Source organism: Pseudolactococcus yaeyamensis (assembly GCF_054658615.1).
Window position 1 is genome coordinate 16,014 of the sequence record NZ_BAAGGP010000032.1, and the last position, 13,309, is coordinate 29,322.

The 13,309-nt window shown below is 39.8% G+C and carries 13 protein-coding genes; 2 read left to right on the forward strand and 11 right to left on the reverse strand.

What is annotated here, in order from left to right:
- Window positions 1–2: 2 nt before the first annotated feature.
- The 11 genes from ACYQ21_RS07770 to ACYQ21_RS07820 form a co-directional block, all read right to left on the reverse strand.
- The gene (locus ACYQ21_RS07770) at window positions 3–1,037 is read right to left on the reverse strand and encodes a FecCD family ABC transporter permease (protein ID WP_460057236.1); all 1,035 of its coding nucleotides are present in this window, start codon (window positions 1,035–1,037) and stop codon (window positions 3–5) included.
- A gap of 208 nt (window positions 1,038–1,245) precedes the next feature.
- A complete protein-coding gene (gene smpB / locus ACYQ21_RS07775; RefSeq protein ID WP_460057238.1) occupies window positions 1,246–1,716 on the reverse strand; it encodes an SsrA-binding protein SmpB in 471 nt (156 codons plus the stop codon).
- Complete coding sequence (locus ACYQ21_RS07780; protein ID WP_460057241.1) at window positions 1,703–2,545, reverse strand: alpha/beta hydrolase; 843 nt, start codon at window positions 2,543–2,545, stop codon at window positions 1,703–1,705. Before ACYQ21_RS07780 ends, smpB begins: the two co-directional genes overlap by 14 nt.
- Window positions 2,546–2,567: 22 nt before the next feature.
- A complete protein-coding gene (gene rnr / locus ACYQ21_RS07785) occupies window positions 2,568–4,856 on the reverse strand; it encodes a ribonuclease R (protein ID WP_460057243.1) in 2,289 nt (762 codons plus the stop codon).
- Between the two features lie 198 nt (window positions 4,857–5,054).
- Window positions 5,055–5,291: a preprotein translocase subunit SecG gene (gene secG, locus ACYQ21_RS07790; RefSeq protein WP_460057263.1), complete on the reverse strand. Its 237-nt coding sequence runs from the start codon at window positions 5,289–5,291 to the stop codon at window positions 5,055–5,057.
- Window positions 5,292–5,479: 188 nt separating this feature from the next.
- The gene (recQ, locus tag ACYQ21_RS07795; protein WP_460057245.1) at window positions 5,480–7,279 is read right to left on the reverse strand and encodes a DNA helicase RecQ; all 1,800 of its coding nucleotides are present in this window, start codon (window positions 7,277–7,279) and stop codon (window positions 5,480–5,482) included.
- Between the two features lie 92 nt (window positions 7,280–7,371).
- Entirely contained in the window at window positions 7,372–9,150 is a 1,779-nt protein-coding gene (locus tag ACYQ21_RS07800; protein WP_460057247.1) for an FtsX-like permease family protein, read from the reverse strand.
- 3 nt (window positions 9,151–9,153) lie between these two features.
- The gene (locus tag ACYQ21_RS07805) at window positions 9,154–9,915 is read right to left on the reverse strand and encodes an ABC transporter ATP-binding protein (protein ID WP_460057250.1); all 762 of its coding nucleotides are present in this window, start codon (window positions 9,913–9,915) and stop codon (window positions 9,154–9,156) included.
- Window positions 9,916–10,320, reverse strand: coding sequence for a YxeA family protein (locus tag ACYQ21_RS07810; protein WP_460057252.1), 405 nt, complete (start codon window positions 10,318–10,320; stop codon window positions 9,916–9,918).
- Window positions 10,321–10,414: 94 nt separating this feature from the next.
- The gene (locus ACYQ21_RS07815) at window positions 10,415–11,770 is read right to left on the reverse strand and encodes a sensor histidine kinase (RefSeq protein ID WP_460057255.1); all 1,356 of its coding nucleotides are present in this window, start codon (window positions 11,768–11,770) and stop codon (window positions 10,415–10,417) included.
- Window positions 11,761–12,420 (reverse strand): response regulator transcription factor, encoded by a 660-nt coding sequence (locus ACYQ21_RS07820; RefSeq protein ID WP_460057257.1) that lies wholly within the window; start codon window positions 12,418–12,420, stop codon window positions 11,761–11,763. Before ACYQ21_RS07820 ends, ACYQ21_RS07815 begins: the two co-directional genes overlap by 10 nt.
- 167 nt (window positions 12,421–12,587) lie before the next feature.
- On the opposite strand from ACYQ21_RS07820, the gene ACYQ21_RS07825 reads away from it, so the two are divergent.
- Window positions 12,588–12,938: an iron-sulfur cluster biosynthesis family protein gene (locus ACYQ21_RS07825; RefSeq protein ID WP_460057259.1), complete on the forward strand. Its 351-nt coding sequence runs from the start codon at window positions 12,588–12,590 to the stop codon at window positions 12,936–12,938.
- 187 nt (window positions 12,939–13,125) lie between these two features.
- Window positions 13,126–13,309 (forward strand): transposase (locus ACYQ21_RS07830; protein WP_460057261.1); only part of this gene is annotated, 184 nt, incomplete at its 3' end.

A 13,309-nucleotide genomic window follows, 5' to 3' on the forward strand; every position in this document is an offset into this window, starting at 1 on the left:
CTTTAACCCCCAAAACTGTACCCTTTTTTGATGATAATGTAGATAAATAAAGGTGCGCCAATCATGGCTGTGATAATCCCAATTGGAAGTTCCACATGATGAATTAAAATTCGAGAAATTAAATCCGCCCAAATCATAAATAAAGCACCATAAACAGCTGTTAACGGCAGTGTCACCTTATGGTCACTACCAAATAAGCCGCGTACAATGTGTGGCACGATGAGACCGACAAAGCCTATCATACCTGAATTTGCGACGATGAGTCCTGTTATCAGCGAGGTCATAGCCATGTAAACTCGGCGATATGTGCTAAGTGAAACACCTAATGTAACCGCTGCTTCATCTCCCAAAAGCATCACATTTAAGATTCTTGACTGGGTCAAGAAGAAAGCCAAAACCAGTAAAACAGGCACAATCACCATGCCTAATTTGGACCATGTGGCTGATGCGAGACTTCCCATCAGCCAGAACTGAATTGTTTTAATCCCTTCTGAATTGCCAGCTAGATAGACAATTAAATTTGAGATGGCACCAAATAGGCTACTAATGACTGAACCCGATAAAATCAACTTGACACTTGTCATCCGACCACCAATATTTGACAACATCAGAACGGATAAAGTTGCAAGCATAGCACCGGCGAAAGCACCCAAGCCAACCCCAAACTGAGAAAAAATCGATCCAGACCCAAAGCCAATCAAAATAGCAAAGGTTGCCCCTAGAGATGAGCCAGATGAAATCCCCAAGATATAAGGATCAGCCAGTGGATTCTGGACGACTGCCTGCATGACTGTCCCACAAAGTGCCAAACCCAAGCCGACAAAGATTGCCAAACAAATTCTGGGCATTCGGATAAACCAGATGATGTTGACAGATGAGACTGGCAAATCTTTAATAGTGCCAATGGTGCCATGACTGAATTTGTTGACTAAAATGCGACCAACATCCCAAAATGAAATCTCAGCTTGACCATTGCTGACCGAAACGATAACAGATAGCACAATCACCATCAGAAACAGTACAACCCATACAATCATTGGTATTTGCCGTTTCTTGTTGCTGGTAAACATTTCTTCCCCCTTTATATTATTTAAAACGACAAGCTAATATCGCTTTTAGCATCGTTATTTTCTTTCATAACTATTTTAGTATAGCCTACTTTCGATAAAATGTAAATACTTTTTTACATTTATAGACTAAATGTTTTGACTTTTCTGCCAAAACATCAAAAAAACCGTTGATTGCTCAACGGTTAAAGTCTTTTAATTGTTTAGCAATGTCACGATTTTGTTCTTTACGCTTAATCGTTTCACGTTTATCATAATTCTTCTTACCTTTAGCAAGTCCCATTAAAACCTTGGCAAATCCCTCTTTGATATAAACACGCAAAGGCACAAAACTCATACCTGCTTGCGAAATTTCAGCCACAATTTTAGCGATTTGTTTCTTATGCAGTAAAAGTTTGCGACTGCGGGTCGGGTCGACATTCCAGATATTACCTTCATCGAAAGGCGAGATATGGACATTACTCAGCCAAACTTCGCCATTTCGCACACGGGCAAATCCATCTCTGATATTAATCCGTGCCTGTCTGACTGACTTGATTTCTGTACCAGTCAGCACAATGCCAGCCTCAAATGTTTCGGTAATCTCATAGTCATAATGCGCCTTTTTATTTTGGGCGACGACATTATCTTTGACTTTATCTTTTGCCATTTAGCTCTCCTTCATCTAAAAATTTTTCTATCTCTGAAAAAACAACTTCTAACTGCTCTAAATGGATATAATGCCCTGATTTCCCAATATTGCTTGCTTTGTAATCGCAAATTGTTGTCAATCTCTCCCCCATTTTTTCAGCTCTTGGATAAGCAATATGTCTAGCAAGACTAAGTATTCTAGTCTTTTCATGAGGCAAATACTCCTGATAAAGTTTATCCATGCTCTGAATCATCGGTTTCAATTCCCTAACCACGACTGGATTAAAAGGATTTCCCCTGCCAAAGTCAAGCGCTATTTTTCTGATGTCGCTTGGCAATTTATGGTCTAAATTAATCATTTTTGCCAGTTTATCATCAGACATTTTTTGAATGATGTTCAATTTTTCCAATAACTTGGCATAAAAAATAATCAGATAATTTGGATAGAATAAAGCTTTCGGAAGCGGAACAGCATCCAACATGATGACTTGATGACAGATATTGGGATAAAGTGCCCAAAAAATGTAGGCATATAAACCACCTGTTGAATGACCTATTAGCGTCATCGCCTTATTTTCAAGTTGCAACTGTCTAACAACTGAATGAATTTCATTTGCAACTGCTTCTGGTGTTCTTTCTTTCAAAGTCATGGCACTATCACCATAACCAAAACGCTGTAAAATAAGCACTTGATAGTCTTTAGAAAATTTTTGCGCTAATTGATACATGTCTGCTAAGGGATAAGGCGTGCCCCAACCGCTCAGAAAAATGAGGCACTTATCGGCTTCGCCCTTAATGTGGACAACTAGCCTCTCATCTGCTATTTCTAGTACTTTTTTATCAAACATTCAGACCTTTTCTGACTCCAGCTTACTTTTTATATTTTTTACCTGATTTAAAGGGTTTCTTATCCTTATTTTTCTGCCAGTCAGGGCGTTTATCACGTGAATCCCGTCCCCCACGACTATCTCTGCAGCGCTTTTCAATAGCTTCAACGACATCTAAATCGCTGTCGACATGTTCAAAGTCAATGTCGCCGGTGATTTTATCTGCTTTCACAAGCTTGACTTTAACAGGCTGTCCCATACGGAACACCTTACCAGTGCGCTCGCCTTTGAGAGTCAAATCGCGCTCATTAAAGTTGTAGAAATCATCACCCAAGGTTGACATGTGCACCAAGCCTTCGATGGTATTAGGAAGTGACACGAAGAAACCAAAACGCGTCACAGATGAAATCGTCACATCGTACTCAGTGCCGAGATAACTTTCCATGTACTCCGCTTTTTTCATAGCCTCGACGGCACGTTCCGCATCGATGGCGCGGCGTTCGCGGGATGATGTGAGCTGTGCGATTTCAGGGATGATCTCTTCGAAATGCTCGATGACTTCAGTCGTCGGATGGCTTTCAGCACGGATCAAGCGATGCACCAGTAAATCTGGGTAACGACGAATTGGAGAAGTGAAATGCGTATAGTATTCCGCAGCTAGACCGAAGTGACCGAGGTTATCCTCATCATAACGTGCTTGTTGCATTGAGCGCAAAAGCATAGTTGAGAGTACCATTTCACCGGGTTGTCCTTTAATTTTCAGCATGAAATCTTGCAAGTCTTTTGACTGCATTTTTTCAGGTGTCCCTTTCAAAGGAATACCAAATACCGATGCAAAATCAATAAAACGGGTTAATTTGTCTGCCTTTGGATGCTCATGCACACGGTAGATAAATGGCAATCCACGTGTCGCAAAGCTACGCGCAACGGTTTCATTCGCAATCAACATGAAGGACTCAATCATCATCTCAGCTGTCCCACGTTTGCGGACTTGAATCTCGATTGGTTTACCAAGCTTATCAACGATGATTTTCGCTTCTTGCGTTTCAAAGTCGATTGACCCACGGCGAGCACGCATGGTCAGTAAAATGGCATGAAGTTTCGCCATTTGTTCAACTGATACTGCAATCGCTGCAAATTTTTCCAAAAACGCTTGATTGCCAGCGAGCATTTCATTGACATCAGAGTAGGTCATGCGTTCCGTTGTTTTAATCACAGACTGAGAAATTTGATAGTTGACGACATAGCCGTCAGGGTTAATTTCCATGACACATGACTGCGTGAAGCGATTCACACGTGGATTAAGGGAACAGATACCATTTGACAAACGTTCAGGTAGCATTGGTACGACACGGTCAGTCACGTAAGTTGATGTCCCACGGTTGAGCGCCTCACGGTCAAGAGCTGAACCTTCGGTTACATAGTAGCTGACATCAGCGATATGCACACCAAGCTCGATATTACCGTTATCTAGTGCCTTGATATGGACGGCATCGTCAAGGTCTTTGGCATCTGCACCATCGATGGTAAAAGTAATTTCGTTACGATAGTCGACACGACCGATAATGTCTGCTTCAGCGATTTCATCTGGCACGGCGTTGGCTTCAGCGATAACGTCTTCCGGGAACGGAGATGGAATACCAAGCGACTCCAAAACTTCTAAGACGTCAATCCCTGTATCTGTTGCTTTACCGATAATCTCAGTTACGATACCTTGGAGAACTTCTGGGAAATCACGGTCTGGATAGTGGGTAATATCTACACGAACAATATCGCCAACTTCTGGGTGCAGGCCTTTTTTAGAAATGTTGGTTCTAAAAGGAATTTTCTTGTTTTTATTGATGACATAGCCCAGAAGTGAGCCGCTATTTTTTTTCTCATCTTCATCAAAGGCATAAAACTCGCCGACTAAACTCATCACAGCACGAGATTTGATGGCAACAACTTTCCCTTCTGCCTCATTGCCTTTGAGCGGATTAGCTGGTGATGTAATCTTGACCTCGACAATATCTTCGTTCATGGCAAATTTGGTATTACCACGTTTGACAAAAACATCAGGTTCATTTTCACCGATTCTGACAAAGCCAAAGCCACGTGGGTTGGCAGAGAATGTCCCTTCTAGGACTTCTGCCTTTGGCTGTGGCAGGGCAAGATTACCGCCAGCTGTTACTTCAATCGCTTTGTTTTCTTCTAATTGGGCAATTGTTTTGAGCAAATGCTTATAATCGCTCGCATTATCAGCTAAACCTAGATTGGTTGCTAACATTTTTGGCGAGATTGATTTTGATGGCATATTTGCCAAAAAATCCGTTACTTTTTTACTTAATTTCATATATTCTTTCTATTTTTAGATTTATTGCCTTATGATAACACAAAAAGCCGAGAGTTTATCCCAGCCTTTCTTTAGGGTCATCTGTTATACTCGCTTAGACCGTTTTTGACAATGGCGTGATAGGATTAAGCAAATCCTGCTTCATCTATCCTGTCTCGTTAAACGGCCATCAAGCAAAAAGTTAAGAGATTCCCGTCATTATCTGGTAGATAAAACAACTAGTGCAAAACCAACAAACAGCCAAAGCGCAATCATCACACCAGTAAAACGTTGCATCACGGCTTCAAAACCACGTGCTTTACGGCGCTCAAATAGCTCATCGCCACCACCTGTAAAGGCACTTGCAGCGCTGTCTTGTTTAGAGGGTTGAATCATAATTGATACAATCAAAATTGCTGACAATATAAGTAAGACTGCAATTAAAATATCATAAATAACTTTTATCATCTTCTCCGACTTTCTATATCTGACATTTACTTATCTCTGATGACATCAGGTCAGATACTAGGTATTCCAAAAAATTCTGATGGTCAAAATAGCCATCACATCCATTAGTATACCATAAAAATCACAACTTTGCTTACTAAAATGTAAAAGAACGCTCCTCAACCCAGAAAGGAACTCTAACCTTGATAGTTTTGGATGACTTCTAGAAAGGCTTGACCAAATTGGTCAGCTTTTTTTTCACCAATGCCTGAGACATTCAACATATCGGTTAAAGACAGCGGTTTGGCTTCTGCCAAATTCATCAAGACTTGGTCTGAAAAGACCATGAAAGGTGGAATTGCCAATTCTTTAGCGAAGACTGTGCGTTGTTTTCGCAGTAATTCAAAGAGTTCTCCACCGACTTCCCGTTTCGTCGAACGGGATTTCTCAAGCGTTTCTTTGACTTTAATTTCGCGCATGGTTACCGTCAGCTCGCCTTTTAAGACCTGAACACCCGTTTCAGAAATGCTGAGACCATTATACTCGCCCGCAACATCCAAATAACCATCTGCTACCAAGTAATCAACAAAGCTACTGAGTTTTTTGATTGACCAGTCTGCCATGAGACCATAGGTTGAGAGCGTGTCAAAGCCTGTCCAGAGCATCTTTTCCGATAATTTACCACACAGCACATTCACGACTTGCGTCCGAGAATAGCTACCATCGCGCAACTGACTCATCCTGACAATATTTGACAATACCTTTTGGGCATCGACTGTCACATCGATTAGCTCCCGATCGTCGGTGCAATTGGAACAGATTCCACAATCGGGCATCTCTTCACCAAAGTACTGGATAATATAACGCTGTAAACATATCTGAGTACTGGCAAAAGCGGTCATTTCCTGTAATTTCGCAAGTTCTTTATGCCGATAGGCAGGATCTTGGTTCTCAGCCATATCGATAAAATAGCGTTGAAGTTGAATATCACGTGCTGAATATAAGAGGACACTCTCACTAGGCAGACCATCTCGTCCCGCACGACCAATCTCCTGATAGTAAGCCTCAATAGCCCCTGGCATTGTCAAATGTAGAACATAACGGACATTGGTTTTATTAATTCCCATGCCGAAGGCATTGGTCGCGACGATGACTTGAAAATCATCATAGAGAAAGCCGTTTTGAGCTGATTCTCTATCCTCATCTGACATGCCGGCGTGATAACGACCAGCAGAAACACCTGATTGTTGCAATAATTCCCAGAGGTCATCAACTTTCTTACGTGTTCCAGCATAGATAATGCCGACATCAGTTGGATGATTTTTTACATAAGAGACAACATATTTACGTTTTTCAGCATCTGACAGACCTTTTCCGATTTTAATAGCGAGATTGGCTCTGGCAAATCCTGTCACAATCGTTTCTTCAATGTTTAAAATGCGTACCAAATCGGCTTGGACTTTTTCAGTCGCTGTGGCAGTCAGTGCCATGACATTAGGATGATTACTGAGACCTTCAATTAAGTCAACTGCTCTCAAATAAGCTGGTCTAAAATCATGCCCCCATTGAGACAAAACATGAACTTCGTCAATAACAACCAAGCTCAAATTTAAAGACTGAATAAAGTTGTAAAAATAGCTATCTTCTAAACGTTCAGGTGCCACAAAGAAAATTTGATAAACACCTTGTCGTATATCAGATGTTCGAGTTTTAATATCCTCAAAATCAAGCGAGCTATTGATCATAGTCGCTGAAACGCCAGCCGCCACCAACTCATCAACCTGATTTTTCATGAGTGAAATCAAGGGTGAGACGACCATGGTCAGACCTTCTGATAAAATCGCTGGTATTTGATAAGTCAGCGATTTCCCGCCACCTGTTGGCATAATCCCAAGTGTTCGTTTACCAGATAGAACACTGTTAATAATTGCTTCTTGTCCATCTCGAAAACTTTCATAACCATAGATGGATTTTAATATATCATGTGCAGTTGTCATGTTTTAATTATAACATATCAAGTCATGTGACATTTCGTCAAAGCCATGCTATTTTTCGGATTTTTAAGAACCTTCCAGTCTAGTTGACTTGTTTAACCAAGAGATTTATGAAAAATAATTTTCGAATACATCTTATAGGTCAAATAAAAATAGACAAAATAAATCATCAAGAAAACCATGATTGGTATAGCAATGGCATCATAAGGATTTGTTAATAGTATCTTGAAAAGTTGTAGACCAAACAAGACATGTAGCGTGCCCAGAAAAGCAGGAATCGTAAAAATAATCAGAAGTTCTTTGCCAATGACACTGCTTATTCCACTTTTCGTCGCTCCGATTCGAGTCAAAATGTCATATCTTTCTTGATCTGTCTTGTAGCTTGTCAAAATCTTAAACATAAGACAACACGTCAGCATAGTCAGAAAAGCAATGCCTAGGAAAAAGCCCATATATTCGAAAGGAACGAGATTTTTTTCATAGGCTTTATATTGTGACACTTTTTGCATTGAAGGCGATATCTCGCTCGCATCAAGCGCCTTCACGATTGAGTCCAGAGTTTTATAATTCTTTTTAAAACTAGTCGTCTTTACTAAAATAATGGCTTGAGTGATGTCATTTGAAAGATTAAAATCATTCTGAGACACAAAGGAAATATCCTTTTTCTGCCAATCATCTGCTAGCATTTTTTTAAAGCTTTCTTGCGCAATATCACTTTTTCTAAGCGCATCTGCATTGAAACATTCATATACGACAGTTCCTTGTGCACTTATTGGCGTATTAACGATAAAGGGAGTTTTTTCAAAATCATTTTCATTAATTAAAATACGATTGCCAGCTATTTTAAAATGGTATTCTGACTTACTTTTGAGATTAGCCTGACTCATTTTGTCAAGCTCCTGACTATTTTTTGAGGTGAGGACTAAATCATAGTAAAGCATTTTGTCAGCAATCTTGTAGCCCTCATTTTTAAAGCCTAGACCAACAGTCAGCGCACCTAAAGCGAGGGCAAAGAGCATGGCAATCACAGTCAAAATTTGAGTATAAGATTTGATGCGATACTTTAATTGGGCGACTAAAATGGTGTTTAATTTTTTCAAATAGAAGGGCTTACGCTGTTTCATCCCATTTAAAACCAAAATGACGAGCGAATGAATTAAAAGATAACTCCCTAGAAAAATAGTGAACATGGCAATCACAATCGCTTTCATTTTCCAATTGATGACGTTAAACATGGCATAATAGCCAAAACCTAGGCATAAACTGCCTGAAAAGAATTGAAGTATCAAGATGCCAGACTTGTCATCTGTATAGTCTGGGGTAGCTTGCTTTTTCAGCAAGGCAGTCAATTCTTCTTTTGCCAGACTACGCCCATTTAAAATTGCGGTCAGGATAAAACAGACGACAAAAAAGATTAGTGTTATCAAAAATGCTTGGAAATTAACAAATGATTGAGACGTTAACTGAGTGCTCAAACCATTTTGCAAAAATAAAGTCACAACTTTTGACAATAAAATCCCGACTAGGTTACCCATCAAAGTTGCTACCAAGCCTATCCCAATCGTTTCAAGAAAATTTAAAAGCACAATTTTGAATTTGGTGGCACCTAACATCAGCAACATGCCATATTCTTTCCTTTTCAAATTCATCAAAAAAGAGTTGGCATAGAGGAGATAGAAAAAAGTAATCACGCCTAATAAAACACTTCCCAACTGGAAAACAAGCGTAAAAATCGAAGTATTTACCAAACGATTATTCCTTGCAATGGACTGGAACATATAGAAAATAGCCGATGCCATAATCAAGCCAGAGAAAAGCAGGACATAATCTTTTAGTTTGCCTTTGGTACTGTACCAAGCCAGTTTAATGAGCAATGCCTAACTCCTCCCTTCTAGTTGACCCAGGTTCAGCAACAGTCTTTCATGAAAGGCTTGCCTAGATTGATTTTCTTTGCGAATTTCTTGAAAAATCTGTCCGTCCTTGATGAGTAGGAGACGATTACAGAAACTTGCCGAATACGGATCATGCGTCACCATTAAGATAGAAACATTTGAGGTTTGATTGAGACGTGCCAACATTTCTAGTAAATCTTTCGCGCTTTCAGAATCCAGCGCCCCTGTTGGTTCATCAGCCAATATGATTTTAGGCATCATCACCAAGGCACGCGCAGATGCAACGCGCTGCTTTTGACCGCCTGACAGCTGTGCTGGATATTGCGCTAATACCTTATCAATGCCTAATAGACTTGCGATATGCGTCACTTTCTCAATGATTTCTTTTGGCGACATGCCTTGTAATGCCAATGGAACAGAAATATTATCAAAGGCACTGAGGTTATCTAGTAGGCTAAAATCTTGAAAAATAAAGCCTATTTTCTCTCCTCGAAATGCTGCCAGTTTTTGTCCCTTGAGTTGCGCTAAATCTTCTCCATCAATTTTGACACAGCCCTGTGTCGGTGTATCAAGGGTGGATAGAATATTCAGCAAGGTTGTTTTGCCTGAACCCGACGCGCCCATGATGCCAACAAATTCTCCCTGTTTAATATCAAAGGAAATGTCATTCAGTGCCTTCGTTTTTTCAGCTTTTCCACTGCCATATATTTTCGTGATGCTATCTACTGTAACAACTGATTCACGCATTTATTTTTCCTCCATGGCTTTCAAGACTTTTTTAGGGAGATTTTCCTGAGCAATATAGTCATAACCTCTGACACTCTGACCCTTGGCTTTGATTTTCAGATATTTAACATCACCGTCTATCTTGGCACCAAAAGTGGTGACCCGAACAGTGCGTTTCGATCCAGATTGATTGTAGGTTTTGACTTCATAAGCATAATCCTGCCCACCATTGGCAGCATCTTTCCAGCTTGAAGTTGGTTCATTTGGCACAATGCCATACACTTCTTCTGTGACAACAAATGGATTGATTAAATCAATCGTGTAGGCAACCATTCCTGTCCTATTTTTGGTTAGCTGCGCAGCAATCAAAAGCATCGTTACAATGCCCACTAAAATCATTGCCATGATTTTCAACATTTTTTTCATCGTATTTTCCTCTCTTTCATAACTCTAGTTTAATTGACAATTTTGAAGAAATGATGAAGAAAATAAAAAAAAGCCATATTTGACTTTTATATATTCATTGAGGAATCATAACCACAACACTCGCCCCGCCAAGCGTAGCCGATTTACCAAGCACAATAGTACCACCGATAAGTTCTATATTTCTTTTGGCAATCGTCAAGCCCAGGCCAAAATGATTAATCCCTGACCGACTAGAATCTCCCATGTAAGATTCCGTAAAGGCTTTTTCTAAAAGTTCGGCAGAAAAGCTCGGTCCGTCGTCCTCAATCACAATCTTTAATGTCTGTTTATTTCTGTGAATGGTTAGTTTGATTATGCCATTCATTGCCACAAAATCAACGGCATTAGAGATAATATTCTTAAGTGCCTGCGTCAAAAGAAAGGCATCTAGGGTTACATTTTCATTTTTAAGCTCAAAAATTGTCTCAAATGAGATGTGCTTGACTTCAATCACAGGCATAAGGCTTTGCGCCAGCTCACTAACGAGTTCAATCAGATTAACCTGACTGATATTTTGAACGACTGCATTAGAATCTCGAGTAACTTGTAGCAAATCATTGACGAGTTGTTCGATTGTTGCCGTGCTTGCTTGTAATTTTTTTAAATAGCTTGCCTGTTCCGAAGTCAGTTGTGTCTCCGCCAGTAAATCTCCCCAACCGACAGCACCCGTTAAGGGTGTTTTAACGTCATGTACCAAGGCAGCAAGTTGATTGCGCTGATTTTCTTCCGACTGCCATCTTTTCTGCAATGCCTCTCGTAAAGAATTTTTTAGCTCCTTAAAACTCTCTAAGACTTCATTAAATTCGGTAATTTTTGAAGAACCAACTGTAAAATCTAATTCATTATTCTGTATATGCTTCACTGCACGTGTCATGGGGGTTAAATTGTGGCGAATCACCCTAGTAAATCTTCTGATTGATAGGATAACCGTGAGACTTAAAATGGTTATGATGCCCACAATTATCAAAACCTCTGGAGAGAGAAAGTGATTGTTTATAAAATCATTGGTATAGCTAGATTTCAGCTGATAGCTCAAAACAATGTAGTCCGTTCCCAATCGTGTCTGTATGAAATTGCCACCGCCTACCTCACCAGCTTTCACAGCCTGAATCGCTGCCTGTTGCAATGCCTTATCCATAGAAGAACCTATTAACTCATAGTTTTGATTTAATCGCACATACTGATTTTGAGAAGAGAGCCAAGCTGAATCAAAAGCTTGCTCCTTCTGAATTTTCATCACCAGTGCCTCGGCTGCCGTCTCACCCGCATTGGCAGGTTTCACATAGCCCAATTTTTCGCTCATCAAAAAAAGCAAAAGCGGAATCATCAAACTCAATATCAAACCAATCACCAAGGTGACGATAAATTTTGTTAATAACCTGTATAAACCATAACTTTTTTTCATTGCCATAAATAGCCCACTCCCCACTTTGTCTTGATTGGACAATCCTCTGGGTTGACAAATTTTTGCCGAATATTTTTGATGTGCGTCGCAATGGATTGACTATCCCCTTCAGCGTCATAGCCAAAGACAGCATCATAGATTTGCTCTCTTGAAAAAATGCGTTGCTTGTTTTTCCCTAAGTACTCACAAATTTCATATTCCCCCTTAGTCAATGCTAGTAAGTCATCCTGAAAGTAAAGCTCTTTTTTATCAAGGTCAAATCGAAAAGCACCAAGGTTCAGTGTCACATGGTGTTCTCTAGTTTCCCTTCTTAGATGCGCATTAATTCGCGCCCTAAGTTCTGCAATGCGAAAAGGTTTGGTGAGATAATCATCAGCACCTAGCCCCAAACCATAAGTAATCGAATCCTCTGTACTATTTGCCGTCAGAAAAATAATCGGATTATCCGTCATTTTCCTAATCTCCTGTAACACCTGATAGCCGTCTTTCTTAGGCATCATGATATCCAATAAAATGATATCGTAAAAATTCAATTTTTTTTCTGGAAGTTTTTCAGGATTGTCTAAAATAGTTACAAGATGCCCGTCTTTTTCGATGCCAATTTTGATAATCTCTAAAATACTGACCTCGTCATCAATCACTAAAATATTTGCCATTACACGCTCCAATCTTTAATCATCGTCATAGGCTCATTATAACATGCACCCACAGTCAATGTCATTTTGACCTTATCATCAAACAGCTTTTTTCACCAAAATGTCCCAATCACTTTCCTTTGTAAAATCTCTACCAGAGCGATATAATAACCCTAGGAGGTATTCTCATGAAAATTACATTTGACGAACAAATACTTGCTAGACTAGCTAACTGGTCTGATGCAGATCTCGTTTTAGATTTTGACAACACACTTGGTGAAACAGGTCGTCCTGTTGAAGGCTGTTCTATCGGTACCAACTACCGCTTGATTGCCATTGATAAAGGCACAGTCCCTGATATCTTTGACATCGTCATTGACTCAAATTTTGCGCCCCTACATTTAAAAAAATACGGTGAAATGTTTCTTGAAAACGACATGACCATCACTGAAAATACGGACAAACGCGTCCAACTCAAAGCCTCTGGCGAAGTGATTGATAGCAACGTTCAGATTTTGGACTATCGACAAGCTAAATGACTCGCTGGCATCCTGTCAAGTAAATAAAAAGAGGCTGGGACAAAAGTCCTCTAAAAAAATAGGCCATGAATCATTTCTGATGTTAATCGGAAACGTTCATAGCCTATTTCTGTGTAACTTTTCGACAAAAAGAATAAAATCCTGTACAATTAAAGTGTCTAATCCCAAAAGTCAGGAGTTGTTCTTTATGCATAAAAATTATAACATGAAACAGGTCATTTTACCACTTGATTTAGAAATAATGATGCCAGAAGATGATATTTGTTTTGCCATTCACGAACTGATTGAAAGTATCCCTGAGGACAAATTCACTGCCTTTAAACAAGAAACAGGGCGTCCCTCTTTCCACCCTAGAATGATGCTCAAATTGA